The sequence below is a fragment of the Alteromonas gilva genome (assembly GCF_028595265.1).
Classification (GTDB): domain Bacteria; phylum Pseudomonadota; class Gammaproteobacteria; order Enterobacterales; family Alteromonadaceae; genus Alteromonas; species Alteromonas gilva.
Genome location: NZ_JAQQXP010000001.1, coordinates 780,000 through 802,832, shown reverse-complemented (window position 1 = coordinate 802,832; position 22,833 = coordinate 780,000). Strand labels below are relative to the sequence as shown.

Here is a 22,833-nt window from a genome sequence, read left to right as displayed (position 1 = left end):
TCTCCTTATTCTTCGCTTTCAGCAGATGCAGGTTTAGCTTCTGAACGCTCGCCACGTGGGGCTGAGTCTTCACGACGCTCACGACGCTCTTCCTTCATCATAGGTGAAGGTTCAGTTACCGCACCTTTAGTACGCATAACCATGTTACGCAGGATAACGTCATTGAAACGGAAAGCAGTTTCCAGCTCTTCAACGGCTTCAGCGTTGGCTTCAGCATTGATAAGAACATAGTGTGCTTTGTGCAATTTTTCGATTGGGTAAGCCAGTTGACGACGGCCCCAGTCTTCCAAGCGGTGGATTTGTCCGCCATCTTGCTTCAGAATTGTGGTATAACGCTCGATCATACCTGGTACTTGTTCACTCTGATCAGGGTGAACCATAAAAACGATTTCGTAATGACGCATTGAAACGCTCCTTACGGTTGTAGTCTCGACAGAACAGCCAGCTGTATGGAGACAAGGAACTTATTTGGGTGGCTGTAAGGGCGCGCATTATATAGAGCTTCTCGCAGCTGTACAAGCATTATTCAATGGTTTGTGTGACGTGGTGGTTTTAAGCTGGTCATTTTTTATAAAAAGCAGTGAGTAGAATTTATTTTTTACTGCCGCTAAGCAAAATTACAGCGAAAACTTACCAGGCCAACGCCACAAATTAGTGTTGCCCGGAGCAATATTAAAACGCCTACGAAGTTTAGATGCTGGGTTTCTAAAAGGGTTTACTACGTCTGCTAAAGACAAACAGCAGACGTTAAGGTCTTTGTATTCAAGCCTCCGGTCTGTGTCAAAAGCAGACCATTTTATTTCCCTGTAAAACGACAACTAACGACCTAAAGCTGACGTTAGAAAATTCGAACTATAAGACTATATTGAGCGAAGAATCATCATACTGTTAATCAAACTTGGCCTCAGAAAACTCTGTTAAAATAAAAAAGATATTCAAAACTGGCTTGCACAACTTTAAGGGGCGCTTGTCTCGGAAACTTGAGTCTTTAATACAAATCCATTTGATACCCATCCAGAAATCTGGTGTACAACATCATTATGTTGATAAACACATCAGGGCCATAATGAAGAATATGACAACAAAACATCGCGTCGCTCGGCGGTCCAACCCGACAGGCCCCGTTACAGCGGCTTATGAACTCAAGGTGGAAGCGGGGGAGGTGCAACGAGATGACGCGCAAGTCGCTCTGGCGGCAAAACTCGATGTCCTGCACGAGTCTCTTGCCTCGCTCCCACCAGTAGCCGTGCGCACTGAAAATCCGACAGAGAGCAGCCGTACAAGCAGCAGTTCACTTTTACTGGCGCGCCCCCTGGCATCCGCCCAGTCCTTTCTTCGAAAGAAGTTCCATTTGTGGTCTTTTGGTCCACCACCGCGAGGCATATATATTCATGGACCGGTCGGGGTCGGCAAGAGCTTCCTAATGGATCTCTTTTACGCGTCGATTACTGTTCCTGATGATGATTCTTGCTGCAATAATGACAGCTACAGCCTCAAATACGCAAAAATTACCAAACGCCGCGTCCACTTTCATGAATTCATGCTAGACGTTCATCATCGAATCTTTGTCTACAAACAGAAGCACCCACGAGATGATGCGATTCCCGTCATTGCGCAGCAATTGGCACAAGAGGCCCAACTCCTCTGTTTCGATGAATTTCAAGTGACAGACGTTGCCGATGCCATGATTTTGAAACGACTGTTTTTACTATTATTGAATTGGAATGTCGTGGTGGTGGCCACCTCGAATCGCGCCCCCGATGCCTTGTATGAGGGAGGTATTAACCGATCCCTCTTTTTGCCATTCATAGACATGTTAAAACACACGTTCGACATTATTTCCATGGAGGATTCCGCCAAGGATTATCGACTCGAAACTCGAGCGGATGGTCAATCCTATTTTTGGTCAAACAAGGATGTTCATGGCGATAATAATAGTATTGACAACATACAGGCGCAGTTGGAAGAAATATTTGGTGGCACTGCATCCGAAACTGAGGCTGAGACTATTCCTGTTCTCTTTGGTCGCACCGTCCAGGTCGCCCGATTGAATGACCGGTGCGCCTGGTTTGACTTTTCCGAGCTGTGCTACCAACCGCTCGGGGCGGCCGATTATATTTGCCTCTGTAGCCGATTTCCGGTCATTATTATTGAACGCGTCCCCCAACTAGATGCCAATCACCTCAACGAAGCGCGACGGTTCGTGACCCTCATTGACGCGTGTTATGAGTCTCGCACCCGCTTGGTGCTGGCGGCACAAGTCCCGCTCGACGAATTGTTTGTTGATTTTGAAGCGCAAGTCGAAAGCAGTGATGGAGATGGAGAATTGATTGTCAGTGAGAAGGGGGGGAACTCGAGTTCCTTTGCGACGACCATGATTCGCACCAAAGAGGGGGAATATTATGAGTGGTCGGCGACGGGTCGAATTGGCGTGTCACTGGCACAATTATCGTCCGCCAATGATCTCGCTTTTTCCTTTCGGCGAGCCGCGTCTCGGTTGGTAGAAATGGGTGGAAAGGAATGGGGACGGCAATGACGAAATATCTTTATCTTGCATTCACTAATTGAACACAATGTACTTTGAAGACCCACGAGCTGCGCTGACTGGCATCAAAAGACAAGGAGCAGACCTTCGACACTGAGCTTTTCAAACTTCCGATTGGTGTCAGTTGCTGCCGTTGGTACGACAACTCGCGTGCGGCAACTCACTGCGTAAAGCGGCAGTTGGGGTAATAATAAATAAGTCACTCCTAGCGCTATTAATATAGAGAGCCTCTCCCTTCAAGAGACCCTTGTTTTACTGCAAGCGTGTATATCTGCACTGTTTGCACTGATAGATGCCCCAGTAATACTTAAATAGTTTGGTTACCTTATCCAGCTAGTAAAAGCTCAGTCGTAAATATATAACGAAGAGTATTGCAACCACCATGTTTACCAACGCAATTGTTTGTGCATAAAAGTTTGTTGTAATAACCACAAAATTCAGTATGACTTAAGCCTTCACTTGATCTCTTGCGCTAAAGATAATAGGTTAACGCTGCCAATAGAACGAGGAACGCAATGAAATCGCATCAAAACAACAGAACTAACAGCAAGGTGGTGATTACCGCCCTGATGCTGTTTGCACAGTTGTTTTTGTTTGCCTCAGATGCGTTTGCTTTTGATAGCTTCTTCGAAAGCGCCTCAGAATCACACCACGAATTGTGTGTTCAGGACTCCAGTGTTTGCCAGCCAGATAAAGATTCTGCAGACAACGTAGGCACAGACAAATGTGACCACTGCTGCTCTTGTCACGGGCATTTTACCCATATCGTATTATTTAAAAATACTGATAGCCATTTAGGAAAATTTGGCGAGATGGCACTAGCTGCGTACCGTCCTTTCCCTCCCTCTCACTTACAACCTGGTATCGACCGTCCTCCCAGAGCCTGAATCCTAGTCATTTTTTACCTATTTAGTTACTGACCAGGATTTACAATATGAACTCTTTTTATTCGCATGCGCGCAAGCGTATGTGCACTTTGATCGTGAGTAGTGTGTTGCTATTCATATCTCCCACTGCAATGAGCAAAGCGATAACGCTCGAACAAGCGGCACGCCTGACATTGCAGCAACACCCAGATTTACAGCGATACAAGTCGCTGCTCACTGCTACAGAGGCAGATAGAAAGCTGGCTAATCTCACTCCGGCTTATCACGTTGGCGTTGAAGCAGAGAACCTGCTCGGTTCAGGAGATGCATCAGGCATTAATAATGCTGAGCTGACGGTCTCACTCTCTTCTGTTTTCGAGATGGGAGGAAAGCGCGGTGCAAGGATATCTTTGGTTGACGCCAATTTATCCCTGTTACAGTCAGAGCGCTATGTTGCTTCCCTCAAACTGTTAAGTGAACTAACCCGGCACTATGTAAAAACACTCGCAGCTAAAGAGCGGCTGACATTGGCACAAACGTCTGTTTCTCTCGCTGATGAAGCCTTATCTATTGTGAAACAGCGTGTTGAGAAAGGCGCAACCAATAAAGCTGAATTTCTGCGCGCCAGAGCCGCTCTCAATCAGGCCAAAATCGACAAAGCATCCGCTGAAACGGCGCTAGCTATTGCCAAGCAGTCACTTGCACTATTTTGGCAGGGAGATGCTGAGGCAATCGATAAAATATCGGGTTCACTGAGCAACCTTCCCGCAAAGCGGCAGTATTCCGCTGTTTATCAACAGTTTCTTGAATCAGCAAATGTGGAGCAATTCACCCAAGCAATCAATGTGAAAGAAGCTGAACAAAATCTGGTAGAAAGTAATGCCAGTGCTGATATTTCATGGCGCATAGGTGTACGGCGCTCTCAGGCAGTTCAGGATACGTCTGTTGTTGCTGCTGTTTCCATGCCGTTTTTTGCCGAACAAAGAAACCAAGGCGCTACTCAGGCTGCCCTGGCGAAGAAAGAAGCCGCTGTAATTGCCAGAGACAGTCAAATACTGGAGATAAAAGCATTACTGTTTAAAGCACAGCAATATCTCAATTTCACCATTGATGCTGTAAAGCATATCAACGACGTCGTTTTGCCCGACCTTGAAACTGCTACTACGCTCGTGCTCGAAGGTTACCAGCGAGGGGCATACAGCTACCAGGACTGGATTGCATCCAGAGATGCGTTGATACGCGCACGTGCAAAGGTCATCGAATTAAGCGAAAGCGCGTTAGTGAACCAGTCACTCGTTGAACAGTGGACCGGAGTATCCGGTCAGGCGTCTCATACTCAAGAATTCCGGAATAACCATGAATAGACTATTAGTTATTATCTCACTTCTACTGTGCCTAACAGATGCCAATGCCGCAGCAAGTGGTAAACAATCCCACGCGGCTGAATCGAAAACAATTACCAATAGCAGCATATCGTTGACATTACGCATTAAGGATACGAAAGAGGGAGCATATTTACTGGCCGAAAGGGCTGATCGCTCCCAGCCGCTGCCACCTGACGCGCTTAACGTCACGCTCAATCGTATGGGAGGACGTCAGGACATCATCCATTTTGAAAGCTATGAAAATGGGCTCAGGTCCACAAGTTTTATCGCTGAGCCGCACTCATTTCTCGCCAATATTACACTCTCACTGGGAGAAAATAGCTTTTCGTGGGATTGGAAAAAGTACGAAGCTCGAACTCAGATAGATGATGCGTATTCCAGTCAGGCTGGCGTAACCACAAACGTTGCTACGGGCGGTGAAATAAAAAAGCACACCGAGGTTTATGGTCAGTTGACTATACCGCCACAACAGCGAGCCGAGGTTCACGCCCGGTTTACGGGAATTGTTGAGCAGCTCTTTACTGATATTGGCCAGACTGTGAAAGCTGGTGAGCCATTGGCTCGGGTACAGTCGAATGACAGCCTCCAGTCTTACGATGTGAAAGCGCCAATCAATGGCGTTGTGGTATCGCGTAACCTGAATATCGGAGAGCTTACCAGCACAACCCCGCTTTTTACGATTGTTGATACCTCAGTGCTTTGGGCGGAATTAAAGGTATTTCCAGCTCAGCGCAGTCAGGTTGCTGAAGGCAAACCTGTTCACATTATTGCAAATGGTTGTCAACTTGATAGCACGATTACCAGCATTATTCCTTCTCACGAAGGGCAACCCTACCAGCTAGCACTGGTAAAAGTGGTGAACAAGGACGGTCTACTCTCTCCCGGCGATTTAGTCACAGGCATTGTCGACTCTCAACAAAAAGCGGTGCCGGTAAAAATAGAAAATCGGGCCATTCAAACCCTTAACAATAAGCTGGTTGTGTTCCTGAATGAAGGCAATGCTTATCAGGCAACACCTATAACCTTAGGTCTGCAGGACGACAACTTTTCCGAAGTCGTCGCAGGACTATCCGCCGGACAAAGGTATGTTGTCGACAACAGCTACTTAATCAAAGCGGATATAGAAAAATCTGGCGCATCACACGCGCACTGATGGGAGAGACAAATGATAGATAATATTGTTCGCCTCTCAGTCGAGCGGCGTTACCTGCTATTAACTCTGGTGCTTGTCATCATAGGCATCGGCATCTGGAGTTATAAGCGGCTACCGATAGATGCGGTTCCGGATATTACTAATGTTCAGGTTCAGATAAACACCGAAGCACCAGGTTATTCGCCACTTGAAGCCGAGCAGCGGATCACCTTTCCGGTTGAAACGGCGTTGTATGGTCTGCCCAATTTGTCCTATACGCGCTCTATTTCACGTTACGGACTTTCTCAGATCACCGTGGTATTTGAAGAAGGAACTGACATTTACTTTGCGCGGAACCTTATAGATGAGCGGTTGGCAACGCTGAAAAGCGTTCTGCCGCCTGGGCTTGAACCTGAGATGGGACCGATTGCAACAGGACTGGGTGAAATCTTCGTTTACACGCTGGAAGCGAAAGGCGACGCCAAAATGACGGACGGCTCGCCCGTTACGCCTATGGCACTTCGTGAAGTTCAGGACTGGATAATCAAACCACAACTAGCTCAGGTTAAGGGCGTGGTGGAAGTGAATACCATAGGGGGGTACGACAAGCAGTATCACGTGATGCCACATCCAGCGAAGATGCTGGAAATGAGTGTGACTATGGCAGATATCCGCAAAGCGTTGGTAAGCAACAATGACAATGCTGGAGCCGGGTATATAGAGAACAATGGCGAACAATTGTTAGTTCGCTCACCGGGCCAGTTAAAAACCATTGAGGACATCAGAAATGTTGTTGTCGGACGTAAGGGTTCCGTGCCGGTTTTAGTCAAGGATGTCGCCGAAGTGGGATTGGGAAAAGAGTTACGCACAGGGGCAGCAACCCGAAACGGGAAAGAAACCGTGATGGGCACAGTGATGATGTTGGTAGGGGAAAATTCGCGTGAAGTTGCAGCGCTTACCAATGATAAATTTCAGCAAATACAAACATCATTGCCTGAATGGGTTAAGGCGGAGGTGGTGTATAACCGCACTACGCTGGTAGACAAAGCCATTCAGACTGTACAAAAAAATCTTCTGGAAGGCGCACTGCTGGTTATCGTTATTTTGTTTTTACTGTTAGGAAACATCCGTGCTGCCCTTATCACGGCGGCTGTTATTCCTATCGCGATGATGATGACTATTACCGGCATGGTTCAGCGGGGGGTATCCGCCAACCTGATGAGTCTCGGCGCGCTGGACTTTGGTTTGATTGTGGACGGCGCTGTCATCATTGTGGAGAACTGTATTCGCAGGCTCTCAGAGGCGCAAAAGCAACAAGGCGGCATACTGGCGCTTAAAGCGCGCTTACAGGAAGTCAAAGACGCCACTATTGAAGTTGTCCGCCCCAGTTTGTTTGGCGTGGGTATCATCACCGCGGTGTACTTCCCGATATTCACCCTTTCTGGCGTAGAAGGGAAAATGTTTCACCCCATGGCAACAACGGTGGTAATCGCATTGCTTTGTGCGATGGTATTATCACTCACAGTTGTGCCTGCTTCGATAGCCGTATTTATGCGCGGAAAAATCAGCGAAAAAGAGAGCATCATAATCCGCGGGGCGAAAGCCATTTATCGACCTGCGCTTGAGTGGGTGCTTAAGTTCAACTCGCTTATTCTGGCAGGCGCGCTGGGTCTCGTTGTGGTTTGCTCATGGCTTGCCTCCACATTAGGTTCTGAGTTCATTCCACAGCTGGACGAGGGGGATATCGCACTGCATGCATTGCGTATTACAGGCACGGGGTTGGAGCAGTCTGTTGAAATGCAGGAACTCCTTGAAAAAACCATTATCGACTTTGAAGAAGTTGACAAGGTGTATGCCAAAGTAGGGACGCCAGAGGTGGCCACCGACCCTATGCCACCTAATGTCGCTGACACCTTTGTCATGCTCAAGCCCCGCTCTGAGTGGCCCACTCCGGATAAGCCCAAATCACAGCTCATTAAGGAGCTTGAGAAAGCAGTCACTGCGCTACCGGGCAATAACTACGAGTTTACGCAGCCTATCCAGATGCGCTTTAACGAGTTAATTTCAGGTGTCAGAGCTGATGTCGCGATTAAAGTGTTTGGTGATGATTTGGATACCTTACTGGCATCAGCAAACTCGGTCGCATCACTGACGACAGGCTTACCAGGCGCAGCAGATACCCGCGTAGAACAGGTAGACGGTCTGCCTATGCTATCGGTAATTCCCAAACGTGAAATGATGGCACGCTATGGCCTGAACATCATCGACATTCAGTCTCTGGTTTCGACCAGTATCGGTGGTCAGCAAGCAGGCTTGATCTATGAGGGAGACCGGCGCTTTAAACTGGTAATTCGCCTACCAGAGCAACTACGACGCGACGTTCAAAAGCTTAAGGTACTGCCAGTCCCGACACCCGATGGGTATGTGCCTCTACAGGAGGTGGCCACATTAGAAGTCAAACCCGCGCCAGCACAAATCAGTCGGGAAAACGGCAAACGCCGCGTGGTCGTTACAACCAACGTTCGCGGGCGCGATCTAGGCAGTTTTGTCGCAGAGTTGCAGGTTACGTTGAATGAAGACTTGAAACTAAAAGATGGCTACTGGCTGGAATATGGCGGAACGTTCGAGCAGTTGGAATCGGCAAGCAAAAGGCTGTCCTGGGTGGTCCCGGTGACGCTGGCGCTCATCGTCGGCATCCTTATTCTTGCATTTGGTTCAGTAAAGGATGCTTTAATCATCTTCACTGGTGTGCCGCTGGCACTGACTGGGGGCGTACTTGCACTGTGGATTCGGGGTATGCCGCTGTCTATTTCTGCCGGTGTAGGGTTTATCGCATTGTCAGGCGTCGCCGTATTGAATGGTTTAGTGATGCTCGCCTTTATCAGGCAGTTGTGGTTTGAAAAAGGCGATCTCTACACCGCTGTCATTGAGGGGGCAATAGTCAGGCTTCGTCCTGTTTTGATGACTGCCCTGGTAGCAAGTCTTGGCTTTGTGCCTATGGCACTGAACACAGGCACTGGTGCTGAGGTTCAACGCCCGCTCGCGACGGTAGTTATCGGCGGCATTATCTCATCAACTTTACTAACATTGTTCGTGCTCCCAAGCTTATACCAATTGGTGCACAGGAAAGCGGATAAACAGTAAAAAACAATGCCCTGGATAAAACCAGGGCACTACAGGAGTATATATGGCGCACTCACATTCCCATAGCTCAGAAAAAATTGGCTGGGCCTTTTTCCTTAACTTTGGCTTCACTATCATTGAGTTCATTGGAGGATGGTTAACAAACAGTACCGCTATTATGGCGGATGCCGTGCATGACTTAGGTGACACATTGTCAATTGGCAGTGCGTGGCTTCTGAATAAACTCGGCACTAAAAGCGCGACGAAAGAGTTTACCTATGGCTATCGCCGGCTGAGTTTACTTGGGGCGCTGATAAACGGCATTGTTTTAATCGTTGGTTCCGCCTGGATCCTTTATGAAGCTGTGCCACGCCTGAGTAAGCCGGAGATGCCAGAAACAGAAGGCATGATTGTACTGGCTATTCTTGGCGTATTGGTCAATGGATTCGCCGCTTATAAATTACACGGTGGTAAATCGCTGAATGAAAAAGTTCTGAACTGGCACTTGCTGGAAGACGTTTTAGGTTGGGTAGCGGTACTCATTGTCGCTATTGTTATGCAGTTCAAAGACTGGCCCGTTCTGGATCCTGTCCTTTCTATCGGATTTACGCTTTTCATTTTATTCAATGTTATCCGAAACCTCGTCAGCACCGTGAAGCTGTTTTTTCAAGCGTCACCAGACAACAGTCTTTTACAAAACGTGACTGATAGACTGCTTGAACTTGATGCTGTTAGCGATCTGCATCACCTGCATATCTGGTCACTAGATGGTGAGCACCATGTCGCGACAGTTCACGTCGTTAGTCAGTTTGAGTCGAAAGCTGAATACCTCGAACTAAAAGAAAGTGTATCCAACGCGCTGCAAGAGTTTGAATTATCGCATACTACTATTGAAATTGAGCTAACCAGCGAAGAATGTCGGAATGCTGATTAGTATTAATTTTGTATATAACAAATGGGCGGTGTAGCCACTATGAAACGACTTTTTACTTCAGTAATGTTCACCATCCATTTTAACTGTGTGAATCGATACTAATTTATTAAACATCTACTTTCCTTTTTATACTTGTACATTAGGTTGAGGGGATGACCGCTTAGTGCGATTCATCGCCTGCCAAGCCGCTATTGCTGAATAACTTCAACTCGCTCCTAACTGCCTTCAAAGTTACAATAGGCCAACGGCTGCTATACGTACAAAGCAGACGATCACCTATTAACTGTGGCAAGCCAACAACTGACCAAAACAAACTCTTTAAGTGTTACTTGTAAAAGAGTCAACTTGCCCAACATTTGCCTGCCGAAAATGCAGAGGACTGCGACTCATTGCCCGGCTCAGTACGAGTAAATGTACCGGCGAAAAAGCTCTAGGCACTCTTTTTCGAGCACGCCGCCAACAATATTTGGCTGATACAAACTGTGTTCAGCGAGTGTGCGAAAGGGAATATCTAATGTTAAACGCTGAAGTCAGGGTAAAGGCCATATATAACAGCATCCAGTTGCAACACCGTTTATTCAATTAGATTGTATTCGGATAATGAATACCTTGGCCAATCATCGGTATAAGTTTTACAGCCATTCACTTCCATAAAAATGTCAAATATTGATTCGCCTTGATGAACTCTCTTTTGCCATGTGTCTCGATCTATAGCAGATTCAATTACCTTAATGACGTCTAAACTCATTTTATAAAATTGGTTAGAGTCCTGTATGTTTACCGGAACGCCTGTAGAGTGAAGTTCTATTGAGTTGTCTCGCAGGCTTATATAGGCGGCCGTATCATTTCCAAATACTTTTTCTTTTGCATAAAATTCAGCAACCCATTCATACGTAGCTCGCCAAATTAGTAATTTTTGATGCGATTCGTCGAAACCGTCCAATATCCCTTCAAATGCTTCGCATTGAGCACTGTTTACAGGCAAATTTAGTAGTGGCGATATCCCTTCGTTAAAAGCGCCTATATCTGGTGACTCAGAAATAGAATACTCGTAAAGTATTCCTACGCTTTGGAACTGAACCGATATATGAAACGCTTCATGGGCTGCTATAAAATCTTCAATTAAGGGAATATTTCTAACTGAGTTGGGCAAGTTTACTAATGAAAATAATTGCTCGCACGATTGGCCTAGATTTACACCGTAAACATTATCCTTAAAATATTGCTTTGCGTATTGTCTTAAAGGTTCGCAGTCTAAATAATCTTGGTGATCATTAAAATACACATTGACTGGCTGATATGTTTTATCAACAGTACTGTTAAGCAACCAAACTGACCTATCAATGGAATGCGAAACCAAGCCAGAGTACCTCGGTTCCGTCGATGACGCGCTTTCAAGTATAAAATAAAGTGAACAAGCTAGTGCTAATAAGAAACTCAGTACTACCAACCTATTCACTTTATTTTTTGTCATTGGAATCTACTTTTTGCAGGGTACTTGCGGCCCTGTGTATAAGAGGTTTTAATGCCATGTATATGCTTTGGCGCATTAACATGGTCTCTGGCGGCGTCTGTAAACTAGCTCACAAACGCCGCCGGGCGTAACGTATTTAATCGGCCTACTGCGTGGCGGCGCGGATCTTGTCCAGCATTTTAGGACCAATACCTTTAATGGCCAGCAATTCCTTGTCGCTGGTACTGGCAACAGCAGCAGCGCTGGTCAGGCCGGCAGCAGAGAGCGCATCCTGAATATTTTTCGGCAGTGAAGCCAGGGCAGAATCGGCGTTGGTCACGGCAGTTTCGGGGAAACTCACCGGATTATCATCACGCACATCGCTTTGCTCAGTCTCTTGGGTTGGCTGGGGCGTCACGGTTTGAGTGTTTTTCTCAATGCTATCGTCTTCTGCAGCGGGAGAGTGCTGAGCTTCATCGTTAGACTGCTCGGGGAAAGCAACTGTATTATCATCAGCCGGTTGCGTTTCTTGCGATTCAGATAAGTGTTTATCGTCCTCAGTGCCGCTATCATCATTAATGGCCGGGCTACTATCGTTGTCGTTTTTCTCCTCACTACTCTCGCCGTAGCGACGACTTCTATTCAGCAAGTAAACAACACCCGCAATTAATGCGATGGCTATTATCAGTTTAATCATGAATGTGATTCCCTTTTTTATTTCTTATGTTTCTTATGTTTCGGTACTTATTGTGCCGCACCCTTGCTCAAATAACCACCGCGACTTGCACAGTTTTTACACCTGTCATAAACAAAGCCACTGGCAAATAATATTTTTGGGCTTGCTTGTGTTGATGATCAGCCTTTATATTGCCGCAGCGCGGAATAACATGGCACACTGGGCTTACGTTAAGCGATACACCCCAAACAGGTATGTGGCAGAATCTTTTTCGTTTTTCACAAAGTATTATGGTGTCAGTGTTCGCTATTTTTATATGTTTTGGAATACTGGACGCGTTATGGCTGGGCTGGATTGCCCAGGGCTGGTATCAAACTGAAATGAACAGTTTGTTGCGTTCACAGTTTATTACCTGGCCGTGGCTGGTGTTTTATGTCACCTACGGTGGTGTGGTGTTTGTGCTGGCCGTGGTGGCTAACCGCGATAAACCTTTTTATTATGCGGCCATCGATGGCGGCTTGTTAGGCTTAGCCAGCTATGGCGCCTACAACCTTACCAATTACAGCATAATAGAAGGCTTTTCCCTGTTTATCATGATGATTGACTGGGTATGGGGCATTTTCTTAACCTCAGCCAGTGCAGTCAGCGGTTGGCTGGGCTTTCAGCTTATGCGTAAAAGCCAATCTTCCAATGCATGACGAGTTAAGTTACAAAACAACGCTAGCGCTAGTCAAACCAGAGCAAAATCCCTACACCGGTTAAAGCCAAAGCTGACCATAAAGTGGTTTTGCTGTTCACTTTTTCGCCCAGCGCCCAGGCGACCCCGAGAGAAAACACCACGCTGGCAGCCAGCAGGGTTTGAACAATCGCGGCTTTGGTATGGCTAAACGCCAGCATCTGTAATGTTAGCGCCATAGCAGTGCCAATAATCACAGCCAGCGCCAACAACCGCCAGGTTTTAATTTTATTCTCGGTTTTGGGTAACCACTGCTGTTTAGTCAGCAGCATTAATACGGTAATTATACCGATCCCGCCCAGCAGCCGGATAAGGCTGGCGTTAAAGGCATCCAGCTGATAAGAGGTAAACATATCGCGGCTAATTACTGCCCCCACCGCCTGACAAAGGGCAGCAAGCGCTGCATATACATAACCACTGGGCGCGAACAACGTCAGTGCCGTACGCTTTTGAATTTTAACAATCACATCCACCGACAGGATCACCAGCGCAACGCCGAGCCATTGTTGCCAGCTCAGCCATTCGCCAATCCAGGCTAGTGCCAATAAAGCGGTAAACACTGGCGCGAAGGTTTCGGCGATTAATATTGTTTGCGCATCACCAATTTTATTCAGCGCCTGAAAGAAAAACGTATCACCAAGGCCAATACCGATGGCACCGCTAAACAACAGCCAGGCCCATACCGTTAGTGACAGTGGTGCCGCGGGCAGCATTACCTGGGTCATCACCAGCAATATGCCGATGCTTACGCAGCCTTTCCAAAAGTTGAGCGCTAGCGGCGAAAACGCCTTACCCAACACCTGAAACAGTCGGGCTGACACCGCCCAGCAGAGTGCCGCCGACAGCGCGGCTATTTCGCCAATCATAGCTTGTGTGTATCCACGGATGTCAAAAACACAGGGGTTATTCACTGCGGCTTAATAATATTTGAGGAGCCTACCCTTTTTTGCCACAAAGGCAAAATAAAAAGCCCGGTACTGGTAAGTAACCGGGCTTTATAACCTGTTGGCTTTATAAGCTATCTACAGTTCGCGCAACCAGATATTGCGGAAGCTCACTAAGTTATCATGATCCTGCAGTTGAATAGGCGCACAACCATGGGCTTTATACTTAGGCGCACCAATCCACTCCGTGGTGCCCTGAATTTCCACATGGTTTTGCACCACTACACCGTTATGAATTACGGTAACGTAACCCGGTGTCGTAAGCGTTTCACCATCGAACTTTGGCGCCGTAAATACAATGTCATATTCCTGCCATTGTCCCGGTGGACGGGTTGCATTTACCAACGGAATAGTTTGCTTGTAAACCGAAGCTGCCTGACCGTTGGGATAGGTTGGATTCTGGTAAGAATCCAATACCTGAATTTCGTAGCGCTCCTGGAAAAACACACCGCTGTTGTTGCGCTGCTGACCTTCCATGCCGTCTTCAGGAGCTGGCGCCCGCCATTCCATGTGAAGCTGCACATCGCAAAACGATTGTTTGGTGCGAATGTTCCCCGTACCAGGTTTAACCGTTACAGCATCGTCGCTCACTGTCCAGGCTGCAGGGCCGCCGTTTATCGACTCCCATGCACTTAAGTCTGTTCCATCAAATAACACAACGGCATCTGATGGTACACCTTTAACCGGCGCCTCGACGGCCTTGGGTACAGGCTCCCACACTTCGGTTTTCGCCGCCTGCTGCCAGGGTTCAAGTTCCTCCTGCGGGGTAGCACAGGCTGCCAGCGTCGGGGCAGTTAATGCCATACCCAGCGCCCACTTCAATGACTTATTCATAGGTTTCATGTTTGTCCTTTTATAGGCGGATTTAAACAAGTCTAGACCAACAATCACTAGGTCGCCCACGCTCTGTCGCCTTTCTCATAAGGCATATCGCCGTCAAATTTGCCCGGAATACCCACATACCTGAGCACCTTGGTCGCGCCGACTTCTGAGGTAAAGAAACTATACAGGGTAAGCTGCTTCATCAGCGTAAAGTAATGCGGTACAGGGCCGGTGTCATCGGCGTCACGGCTGCTGGGCTTTTGCGTTGCCGCGCCCCAGATACCATATTCTGCGTTGTGCGCTTTAGCTTGCTGATCCAGCGCTGACAGCAGTTCATGACGCTGCACTTTACTCAGCGCTAAAAACGGCGCATCAAATTGCTTCATGCTGGCCTGATCGATTTTAGTTAAACCGTCTTTAAAGGTTTGCTGCTGAACCGGTGTATAGCAATCAGCCACGAACACCGCCATCATGGCCGCGCATTTTGCGTCTTTGGCCCCAGGCGTATCGGTCCGCGGTACAATGGTTTCGGCAATCTCGCTCATGAGACTGAGATCATCATCGCTGAATCCCGCAGCCTGAGGGCTGGTGGCCGGCACTTTAGTGCCCCAGGCCATGGCATTGCCGCCAACAAACGCAGCACCAGTGGCAGTGGCAATCATCTTTAAAATGTCACGTCTTTCCATTTTACAGATTCCCCTTTTTCAGTTCTGCCACAGCAAAGTCAGCTGCTCTGGCGGTTAAGGCCATATAGGTTAACGACGGGTTCACGCAAGAAGCCGAGGTCATCGCAGCACCATCAGTAACGAAAACGTTGGGCGCATCCCACACCTGATTGTGTGCATTGAGTACCGATGACTTAGGATCGCGGCCCATACGCGCGCCACCCATTTCATGAATACCCATACCCGGAGCATAATCACCTTCGTAGCCGTGAACGTTTTTAAGACCCATTTTTTCGAACATTTCCACAGCGTCGTTCATCATGTCTTTACGCATGGCAAATTCGTTTTCTCTGATCTTCACGTCCATTTCGAGCACCGGCAAACCCCATTTGTCTTTTACGGTTTTACTCAGGGTGACTTTGTTATCATGATGCGGCAGCATTTCACCAAAGGCAGTCATGCCAATGTTCCAACCACCTGGCTCAGCCAGCGTTTCTTTTAAGTCGGCACCAATCCCCATTTCGGCCACATTGCGGCTCCAGCCCTGACGACTGGCAGAGCCCTGATAACCAAAGCCTCGCACATAATCGCGCTTATCGTCATGCCAGTTGCGGAAGCGAGGAATATAAAAACCTGACGGACGTCGACCGTAATAATATTTATCGTCGAAGCCTTCCACTTCGGCAGATGCACCAACGCGGAAATGGTGGTCCATAATGTTATGACCCAGCTCTCCGCTACTGCTGCCTAAGCCGCCATCCCACACATCGGTGGCAGAGTTTTTCAACATCCACACGGAGTTGAGTGCCGAGGCATTGAGGAACACAATTTTACTCTTGAACTCATAGGTTTGGTTGTTTTCTGAATCGAGTATTTCTACGCCGGTCGCGCGCTTTTTGTCTTTATCATAGAGCACGCGGGTCACGATAGAAAACGGGCGTACTGTCAGGTTACCGGTTGCCATAGCGACAGGTAGCGTTGAAGACTGCGTGCTGAAATACGCGCCAAACGGGCAACCCAACCAGCATTTGTTGCGATACTGACAGTTAACCCGGTTTTGCTCTGGCTTGGGCTCCGTCATGTTTGCACAGCGGCCATTAATAATATGGCGTGTACCGTTAAAGGCTTTCTGTAAACGTTTGGCGAGATCTTTTTCGACCACATTTAACGGCATCGGAGGCTGATACTGACCATCAGGCAATACGTCCAGTCCGTCGCGGTTACCGCTGATCCCGGCAAAGCGTTCAACATAGTCATACCAGGGCGCTAAGTCGCTGTAGCGGATCGGCCAGTCGATAGCGATGCCCTCTTTGGCATTAGCCAGAAAGTCTTCTTCATTCAGGCGATAGCTTTGGCGTCCCCACAATAAAGAACGGCCGCCAACATGATAGCCGCGGTACCAGTCAAAGCGCTCTTTCTCGACATAGGGCGATGTTTGGTGACTCTCCCACATATCATTGGTCGACTCATTCAGCGCATAGTCTCGTGCCAGCACCGGCTCTTTGGCTTTCATTTCCTGAGTGGGCAAATCCCGGTGTGGATAGTTCCATGCCTCCTTGTGCGCGTTGACGTAATCTTTAACGTGCTCAATGTTACGCCCACGCTCCAGCATGAGTACTTTAAGGCCTTTTTCGGCCAGCTCTTTGGCTGCCCAGCCGCCGCTGATCCCGGATCCCACGACGATTGCATCATAGACATTATCTGCCATTACTTATCCCCTTAAATCGGTGACTTCTCATTGCCGACTTTGTGTGTTGCCCAATCACACATCACAAATCAGAATGGCTTCGCGCAGCGATTCAATCTGACCCTGAATGGTTTTTGGAGTTGGTAAAAATTCCTGAGCGACGTATCCATCAAAGCCCGTAGCGTTTATCGCTTTTACGATGGCCGGATAAAATAGCTCCTGAGTGTCGTTAATTTCGTTTCTGCCGGGCACGCCAGCGGTGTGATAGTGACCAAAATACATATGGTTATCGTTGATAGTACGTATGATGTCACCTTCGCTTATTTGCATGTGATAAATATCATAAAGTAGCTTAAAGTTAGCTGAACCGAGCTGCTTGCACAGTTCAATCCCCCATGCAGAGTTATCCGCAAAATAGTCAGGGTGATTAACCTTGCTGTTAAACAGCTCCATTTGCAGTACCACGCCACGCTTTTCGGCGTGACCGAGTATTCTTTTTAAGCCGTTAACCGCGTGCACCAGCCCCTCTTCGGGTGTGGCGCCGCGTTTGTTGCCGCTAAAACAAATCAAATTGCGGTAGCCGGCATCCGCGACCAGGTCAATGTGTGCTAGGTAGCGCTCAACCAGCACATCGTGGAACCTGGCATCTGCCCAACCGTCTTCAAGGTTAAGCTCCGCACCGTTACACATCGAACTGTCGATTCCGTATTTTTTAAGGATGGGCCAACCCTCCGGCCCTACTAAATCGATAGCACTAAAGCCAATGGCTTTGGCCACGATGCACAGCTCCTCAACACTGAGATCGCCATAGGTCCAGCGTGCCACAGAATGCTTAATGTTGCCCTTTAGCTTAAGCGGCTGACCTCCGGCAAGCTCACTTACAGCAGGCAGCGCCGCCAGTGCCGAGTGACTCAAACTGGCACCGGTAATGCCAAACACTAACTGCTTGAGCAGATCGCGTCGCGACGTATCAGTTTGAGTAATTACCGGCTTAGTGCTGTTATCAGACGTCATCGGTTTTAACCTCTTCAGCCTTAAAGACTATCAGGAACAAGACCAATACTGCTGCCGCGAAGCCCGCCGGGAACAGCCAAATCTGCTGCCAGTCGTGCGCGCCACCCAGGACATAATTATCGGTAATTTGGCCGGCAACCCAGAAGCCCACCAGCATACCCACACCGTAAGTGGCCAGAGTAATAAGCCCCTGTGCAGCACTCTTAATTTGCTCATTGGCCTTCGCATTGGTATAGATTTGACCCGATACAAAGAAAAAGTCGTAACAGATCCCGTGCAGTGCTATACCGATAATCAACAGGAACAAGCCTGAATCGGCATCGCCAAAAGCAAACAGTGCGTAACGTAATACCCAGGCGCCCATGCCCAGCAGCAGTGTTACCTTAATACCAAAGCGGTTTAAAAAGATCGGTAACGCCAGCATAAACAGCACTTCAGAGACCTGACCCAGGGTCATTTTACCGGTCGCGTTCTCAACCCCTATCTCGGTCAGAAACGGGTTGGCATTTTGATAATAAAAAGCCAGCGGTATACAAATGAGCACGCTTGAGACAAAGAAAATTAAGAAGTTACGATCTTTGAGCAGTGCCAGCGCATCGAGGCCCAGTAACTGACTTAAACCGGTGCTCTTCTCACCTTTGGCAGCTGGCGGCGTGGCCGGTAGCGTAAAGCTGTAGATACCCAGTGCCAACGAGGCAATCGCACACATCAGGAAGGTGTTGCGTAACATGCCATCGGCAATGGCTTGCTGCGAATCCCATGAAAATACGTAACTGATAACAAGACCAGCCACGATCCAGCCGATGGTGCCCCAGACACGAATTTTGCCAAACTCTTTACTGGGATCTTTCATTTGACCGAACGAGACTGAGTTGACTAACGCCAGCGTAGGCATATAGGCAATCATATAACCGAGTACATAGGGGTAAAACGCCGCAAAATCGGTAGACACAAACATCATGTACATGAGTGCCGCACCAGCCAGATGCAGCAGGCCCAGGATCCTCTCAGCATTAAAGAAGCGGTCGGCAATCAAGCCAATAATGAAGGGCGCTATAATGGCTCCCCATGATTGCGTTGAAAAAGCCATCCCCATTTCGCTGCCGCTTGCCCCCAGGGTACTGCCTAAAAAGGTGCCCAGTGTGACAAACCAGCCTCCCCAGATGAAAAACTGGAGAAACATCATAATACTCAGACGTATTGTTATTGTGTTCATAGGCTCCCCGCCAATTGTCCTTTTACTTCAGTACTTTACTGCTAGTTTTATGTTTAGTCTGTTAAACCGAGTATGCGGCGATTTCGCTCTTCACTGGCTTGTGCACCCGCAAAGTCATCAAAGGCATGCTTGGCGCGCTCAATGATATGACGCTGAATAAAAGGCGCTCCCTCGGCGGCTCCCTGAGCCGAATCTTTCAAACAACACTCCCATTCAAGCACGGCCCAGCCGTCGAAACCGTATTGGGTGAGCTTGCTGAAGATACCGTTAAAATCGACCTGACCATCACCCAAAGAGCGGAATCGTCCCGGACGGTCTACCCAATCTTCATAACCTCCGTATACGCCTGAGCGTCCGGTGGCATTAAATTCTGCATCTTTGACGTGGAACATTTTGATTCGGTCGTGATAGCGATCAATAAAATCCAGATAATCTAGTTGTTGCAGAACAAAATGGCTGGGGTCAAACAAGATGTTGGCTCGCGGGTGATTATCTACCGCTTTCAGGAAGCGCTCAAAGGTCGCGCCATCATGTAAATCTTCACCGGGATGAATTTCGTAGCATACGTCAACGCCTTGCTCATCGAACACGTCCAGAATGGGCTTCCAGCGCTTAGCCAGCTCGGCAAAACCTTGTTCTACCAGACCAGCCGGACGCTGAGGCCACGGATAAACCAGGTGCCAAAGTAATGCACCGGAAAACGTCGCATGAGCAGTTAATCCTAACCGTTTGCTGGCGATTGCCGCGCATTTAAGCTGATCAATGGCCCATTCGGTACGCTGCTGCGGTTTGCCGTGTAAATGTGACGGTGCAAAATTATCAAACAGTTCGTCATAGGCCGGGTGTACCGCCACCAACTGACCTTGCAAGTGGGTTGATAATTCGGTGATCTCAACCCCGGCTTCGCGGCAAATACCCGCCACTTCGTCGCAATAATCCTGACTTTCTGCCGCCAGTTTTAAATTAAAGATATTATCGTCACTGGTAGGAACTTGTATTCCTTTATAACCATTTTCGGCTGCCCAGGCAGCAATGGTATCGAGCTTATTGAATGGCGCTTCATTGGCCAGAAATTGGGCCAGAAATATTGCCGGGCCTTTAATCGCAGACATATTTATTCCCCTGCTTTATGAATTAGGTAATGTGAACGTTTAGGCGCAATCAACAAAATCGGTCCATTTTGCTTCGCTACCGGTGCTACTTAGCATCGTCTCGATAAATGCCATCCCACGCAGACCGTCAACTAAACCAGGCACACCATCCGCTTTGCCTGTTTGACCACCGCGAACGGCTTTGGCAAATGACGTATACAGGTTGCCCATGGCTTCTAAATAGCCTTCCGGGTGACCACCAGGAATACGACATCGACTTAGCGCTTCATCGCACAATCCGGGCATTCCCTGGCCGGCACGCAGCGTCACCATTGGCGCATCAACCGAGCGCACTAACAGTGAATCGGGGCGCATCTGAAACCATTCGATACTGCCTTTTTCGCCATACACTCGTACTTTGAGACCGTTTTCTTCGCCTGCGCACACCTGACTGGCAATGAGTACGCCTGACGCCCCGCCAGCAAAACGCAGCAGTGCTGCACCATCATCATCAAGACGGCGTCCTTCGACGTGGGTGTGCATATCAGCGCACAGTTTGGTGACCTTATCGCCGGTGACAAACTCGGCCATGTTAAGTGCGTGAGTACCAATATCCCCCATGCAACCACTGCCACCCGATTTACTCGGATCGGTGCGCCAACTGGCTTGCTTGTTGTCTTTTTCAAGCGCGCTGCTTAACCAGCCCTGTGGATACTCTACAAATACCTTTCGAATATCGCCCAGCTCACCATTTTCAATCATATGGCGTGCCTGCCATACCATGGGGTAGCCAATATAGGTATGCGCTAATCCCAGCAACACTGGCTGAGATGCCAGAACGGGTTGCAATGATTTGGCTTCGTCTAACGATATCGCCAATGGCTTTTCACAAAAAACATGGATTCCGGCGGCCAGCGCAGCCTTCGCCACCTCAACATGCAAATGGTTTGGTGTCACGATAGCAAGTACCTGCACGCGCTGGTCAGCAGGCAGTTTTGACTCTTCTTCAATAAGCATTTGCCAGCTGCCGTACGCACGCTCACTGGCAATGCTGAGTTCGTCGGCGGTTTGTTGGTTGTTGTCGGCGTCGCGACTAAAAGCGCCACAGACCAGCTCGTAATGACCATCAAGCCCGGCCGCATGGCGATGGACTGCTCCTATAAAAGCCCCCTGACCACCACCAATCATGCCTAAGCGAATTTTTTCAGTTTTTGCCACTTTTAACCTCAATTTGCAGTATCAGCCCAAAACGCACTTGTGTACTTTTTGTTAATGATGTAAAAATGTAACGGATTACATCTGAGTATATCAAGTTTATTTTGCAGATCTAGTCTAAATTAATCACAACTTTGTTAAAAATAGACCATTAAAGCTGGTTTAGTCAGTGAGCAGTGCGGATTTTAGTGGTGACAAAGCAATATTTTGTTAACATGAAAAAAGTAGTAATGATATCGGTTACATCATCGGTATAAGAAGTGAAGTTTTTGAGGATATGTCTTGTCAAATATTAGAGCGGTAGCTGATTTAGCCGGTGTTTCAGTGGCAACAGTGTCACGTACTCTCCAGCAGCCAGACTTAGTGTCACCTAAAACACGTGCAAAAGTCACCAGTGCGATTAAGCAACTCGACTATAAGCCAAATCTTATGGCCGTGAAGTTTCGGTCCGGCAAAACCTACAATATCGTTGTATTGGTGCCTACCGTGGCCAACGTGTTTTTCGCCAGGGTTATTCGCGGGATGCAAGAGGCGGCTGCCGCGGAAGGCTACGCGTTACTCCTGGTAAACACCATGGGTGACGATGATACCGAGCAAAAATACGCCAAGATGGTGCATACATCTCAGGCCGACGGCGTGGTGCAATTACGCGCTTTCAATCCCTTTGACGAGGCGCCGTCCGATAACGACGATCTTTTACCCATGGTGAACGCCTGTGAGGTTCTCGACGCGCCCAATTGTCCCACTGTTTCATTGGATAACCGCCGCGCTGCCACAGCAATGACTGAGCATTTAATTGAGCTGGGCCACAGCCGTATCGCGATGTTCAAAGGCCCCAAAGCCAGCCCTCTCACCCGCGAGCGCATGCTGGGTTTTAAAGATGCGCTGCAGGTGGCCGGACTCGCTTATTGTGAAGAATTGATGTTTGCCGGCGACTTTACGCTGCATTCAGGCTACGAGGCAGCCGATCGCCTGATTGCTCAAAATCTGCCGGTGACGGCTGTTTTTTGTGAGAACGACGAAATGGCTCTGGGTGCCATTTGTCGGTTCAAAGAAGCGGGGTTGCGAGTGCCGGAGGATATCTCTGTGTCAGGTTTCGATAACATCGCCTTTGCCAACTATAGCGATCCACCGCTGACTACCATTGCTCAACCCGCCGAAGAATTTGGCGAAACGGCTATCAATTTGCTGATTGACGTGCTCAAAGGCAAGTCAAAAAGAGCAATGAAGGTGATTTTACCTTTCGATCTTGTCGCTCGTAAAAGCACCGGCCCAGCACCAAAAACACCCGTTAATTTTACCCAATAACCCCGATACGCGGTACTGCAA

At 48.3% G+C, this 22,833-nt stretch carries 19 protein-coding genes; 8 read left to right on the top strand and 11 right to left on the bottom strand.

All coding sequences use genetic code 11. The features are described 5' to 3' along the window. Positions 1-5: 5 nt before the first annotated feature. Positions 6-404 (bottom strand): 30S ribosomal protein S6, encoded by a 399-nt coding sequence (gene rpsF, locus OIK42_RS03555; protein ID WP_273638408.1) that lies wholly within the window; start codon positions 402-404, stop codon positions 6-8. Positions 405-1,075: 671 nt separating this feature from the next. Between rpsF and zapE the strand changes: the two genes are divergently transcribed. From zapE to OIK42_RS03525, 6 genes are all read left to right on the top strand, one after another. Further along, positions 1,076-2,536: a cell division protein ZapE gene (gene zapE, locus OIK42_RS03550; protein WP_273638407.1), complete on the top strand. Its 1,461-nt coding sequence runs from the start codon at positions 1,076-1,078 to the stop codon at positions 2,534-2,536. Between the two features lie 524 nt (positions 2,537-3,060). Then, positions 3,061-3,432, top strand: coding sequence for a hypothetical protein (locus tag OIK42_RS03545; protein WP_273638406.1), 372 nt, complete (start codon positions 3,061-3,063; stop codon positions 3,430-3,432). 47 nt (positions 3,433-3,479) lie between these two features. After that, complete coding sequence (locus OIK42_RS03540) at positions 3,480-4,775, top strand: TolC family protein (protein ID WP_273638405.1); 1,296 nt, start codon at positions 3,480-3,482, stop codon at positions 4,773-4,775. Then, a complete protein-coding gene (locus OIK42_RS03535) occupies positions 4,768-5,949 on the top strand; it encodes an efflux RND transporter periplasmic adaptor subunit (RefSeq protein ID WP_273638404.1) in 1,182 nt (393 codons plus the stop codon). Before OIK42_RS03540 ends, OIK42_RS03535 begins: the two co-directional genes overlap by 8 nt. Positions 5,950-5,961: 12 nt before the next feature. Continuing rightward, entirely contained in the window at positions 5,962-9,072 is a 3,111-nt protein-coding gene (locus OIK42_RS03530) for an efflux RND transporter permease subunit (protein ID WP_273638403.1), read from the top strand. Between the two features lie 43 nt (positions 9,073-9,115). Beyond that, a complete protein-coding gene (locus OIK42_RS03525; protein WP_273638402.1) occupies positions 9,116-9,985 on the top strand; it encodes a cation diffusion facilitator family transporter in 870 nt (289 codons plus the stop codon). A gap of 574 nt (positions 9,986-10,559) precedes the next feature. Here OIK42_RS03525 and OIK42_RS03520 read toward each other — a convergent pair. Together OIK42_RS03520 and OIK42_RS03515 are read right to left on the bottom strand one after the other, a co-directional pair. Further along, positions 10,560-11,459: a hypothetical protein gene (locus OIK42_RS03520; protein WP_273638401.1), complete on the bottom strand. Its 900-nt coding sequence runs from the start codon at positions 11,457-11,459 to the stop codon at positions 10,560-10,562. A gap of 145 nt (positions 11,460-11,604) precedes the next feature. Further along, the gene (locus tag OIK42_RS03515) at positions 11,605-12,135 is read right to left on the bottom strand and encodes a helix-hairpin-helix domain-containing protein (protein ID WP_273638400.1); all 531 of its coding nucleotides are present in this window, start codon (positions 12,133-12,135) and stop codon (positions 11,605-11,607) included. A gap of 233 nt (positions 12,136-12,368) precedes the next feature. Here OIK42_RS03515 and OIK42_RS03510 point away from each other — a divergent pair, with 233 nt between their 5' ends. Next, positions 12,369-12,812 (top strand): DUF2177 family protein, encoded by a 444-nt coding sequence (locus tag OIK42_RS03510; RefSeq protein WP_273638399.1) that lies wholly within the window; start codon positions 12,369-12,371, stop codon positions 12,810-12,812. Between the two features lie 28 nt (positions 12,813-12,840). Here the strand turns inward: OIK42_RS03510 and OIK42_RS03505 are convergent, their stop codons facing one another. From OIK42_RS03505 to OIK42_RS03470, 8 genes are all read right to left on the bottom strand, one after another. Next, positions 12,841-13,716: a DMT family transporter gene (locus OIK42_RS03505; protein ID WP_309568752.1), complete on the bottom strand. Its 876-nt coding sequence runs from the start codon at positions 13,714-13,716 to the stop codon at positions 12,841-12,843. A gap of 156 nt (positions 13,717-13,872) precedes the next feature. Continuing rightward, the gene (locus OIK42_RS03500; RefSeq protein ID WP_273641393.1) at positions 13,873-14,628 is read right to left on the bottom strand and encodes a 3-keto-disaccharide hydrolase; all 756 of its coding nucleotides are present in this window, start codon (positions 14,626-14,628) and stop codon (positions 13,873-13,875) included. A 56-nt stretch (positions 14,629-14,684) separates the two neighbouring features. After that, positions 14,685-15,302 carry a gluconate 2-dehydrogenase subunit 3 family protein gene (locus OIK42_RS03495; RefSeq protein ID WP_273638398.1) on the bottom strand — a complete coding sequence of 206 codons (618 nt, stop codon included), beginning with the start codon at positions 15,300-15,302 and terminating at the stop codon, positions 14,685-14,687. A gap of 1 nt (position 15,303) precedes the next feature. Beyond that, positions 15,304-16,989, bottom strand: a complete 1,686-nt coding sequence (locus OIK42_RS03490; protein WP_273638397.1) for a GMC oxidoreductase — start codon at positions 16,987-16,989, stop codon at positions 15,304-15,306. A gap of 54 nt (positions 16,990-17,043) precedes the next feature. Next, on the bottom strand, positions 17,044-17,982 hold the full coding sequence (locus OIK42_RS03485) for a hydroxypyruvate isomerase family protein (RefSeq protein ID WP_273638396.1): 939 nt from the start codon (positions 17,980-17,982) through the stop codon (positions 17,044-17,046). After that, the gene (locus OIK42_RS03480) at positions 17,972-19,198 is read right to left on the bottom strand and encodes a nucleoside permease (RefSeq protein ID WP_273638395.1); all 1,227 of its coding nucleotides are present in this window, start codon (positions 19,196-19,198) and stop codon (positions 17,972-17,974) included. Before OIK42_RS03480 ends, OIK42_RS03485 begins: the two co-directional genes overlap by 11 nt. A 53-nt stretch (positions 19,199-19,251) precedes the next feature. Continuing rightward, positions 19,252-20,310: a sugar phosphate isomerase/epimerase family protein gene (locus tag OIK42_RS03475; protein ID WP_273638393.1), complete on the bottom strand. Its 1,059-nt coding sequence runs from the start codon at positions 20,308-20,310 to the stop codon at positions 19,252-19,254. A gap of 39 nt (positions 20,311-20,349) precedes the next feature. Continuing rightward, the gene (locus OIK42_RS03470; RefSeq protein WP_273641391.1) at positions 20,350-21,477 is read right to left on the bottom strand and encodes a Gfo/Idh/MocA family protein; all 1,128 of its coding nucleotides are present in this window, start codon (positions 21,475-21,477) and stop codon (positions 20,350-20,352) included. 309 nt (positions 21,478-21,786) lie between these two features. Here OIK42_RS03470 and OIK42_RS03465 point away from each other — a divergent pair, with 309 nt between their 5' ends. Beyond that, positions 21,787-22,812, top strand: coding sequence for a LacI family DNA-binding transcriptional regulator (locus tag OIK42_RS03465; protein ID WP_273638392.1), 1,026 nt, complete (start codon positions 21,787-21,789; stop codon positions 22,810-22,812). Positions 22,813-22,833: the final 21 nt, after the last annotated feature.

Coding starts and splice junctions, on each gene's coding strand:
- rpsF (WP_273638408.1), bottom strand. CDS start 404: ATGCGTCATTACGAAATCGTTTTTATGGTTCACCCTGATCAGAGTGAA.
- zapE (WP_273638407.1), top strand. CDS start 1,076: ATGACAACAAAACATCGCGTCGCTCGGCGGTCCAACCCGACAGGCCCC.
- OIK42_RS03545 (WP_273638406.1), top strand. CDS start 3,061: ATGAAATCGCATCAAAACAACAGAACTAACAGCAAGGTGGTGATTACC.
- OIK42_RS03540 (WP_273638405.1), top strand. CDS start 3,480: ATGAACTCTTTTTATTCGCATGCGCGCAAGCGTATGTGCACTTTGATC.
- OIK42_RS03535 (WP_273638404.1), top strand. CDS start 4,768: ATGAATAGACTATTAGTTATTATCTCACTTCTACTGTGCCTAACAGAT.
- OIK42_RS03530 (WP_273638403.1), top strand. CDS start 5,962: ATGATAGATAATATTGTTCGCCTCTCAGTCGAGCGGCGTTACCTGCTA.
- OIK42_RS03525 (WP_273638402.1), top strand. CDS start 9,116: ATGGCGCACTCACATTCCCATAGCTCAGAAAAAATTGGCTGGGCCTTT.
- OIK42_RS03520 (WP_273638401.1), bottom strand. CDS start 11,459: ATGACAAAAAATAAAGTGAATAGGTTGGTAGTACTGAGTTTCTTATTA.
- OIK42_RS03515 (WP_273638400.1), bottom strand. CDS start 12,135: ATGATTAAACTGATAATAGCCATCGCATTAATTGCGGGTGTTGTTTAC.
- OIK42_RS03510 (WP_273638399.1), top strand. CDS start 12,369: ATGTGGCAGAATCTTTTTCGTTTTTCACAAAGTATTATGGTGTCAGTG.
- OIK42_RS03505 (WP_309568752.1), bottom strand. CDS start 13,716: ATGATTGGCGAAATAGCCGCGCTGTCGGCGGCACTCTGCTGGGCGGTG.
- OIK42_RS03500 (WP_273641393.1), bottom strand. CDS start 14,628: ATGAATAAGTCATTGAAGTGGGCGCTGGGTATGGCATTAACTGCCCCG.
- OIK42_RS03495 (WP_273638398.1), bottom strand. CDS start 15,302: ATGGAAAGACGTGACATTTTAAAGATGATTGCCACTGCCACTGGTGCT.
- OIK42_RS03490 (WP_273638397.1), bottom strand. CDS start 16,989: ATGGCAGATAATGTCTATGATGCAATCGTCGTGGGATCCGGGATCAGC.
- OIK42_RS03485 (WP_273638396.1), bottom strand. CDS start 17,982: ATGACGTCTGATAACAGCACTAAGCCGGTAATTACTCAAACTGATACG.
- OIK42_RS03480 (WP_273638395.1), bottom strand. CDS start 19,198: ATGAACACAATAACAATACGTCTGAGTATTATGATGTTTCTCCAGTTT.
- OIK42_RS03475 (WP_273638393.1), bottom strand. CDS start 20,310: ATGTCTGCGATTAAAGGCCCGGCAATATTTCTGGCCCAATTTCTGGCC.
- OIK42_RS03470 (WP_273641391.1), bottom strand. CDS start 21,477: ATGATTGGTGGTGGTCAGGGGGCTTTTATAGGAGCAGTCCATCGCCAT.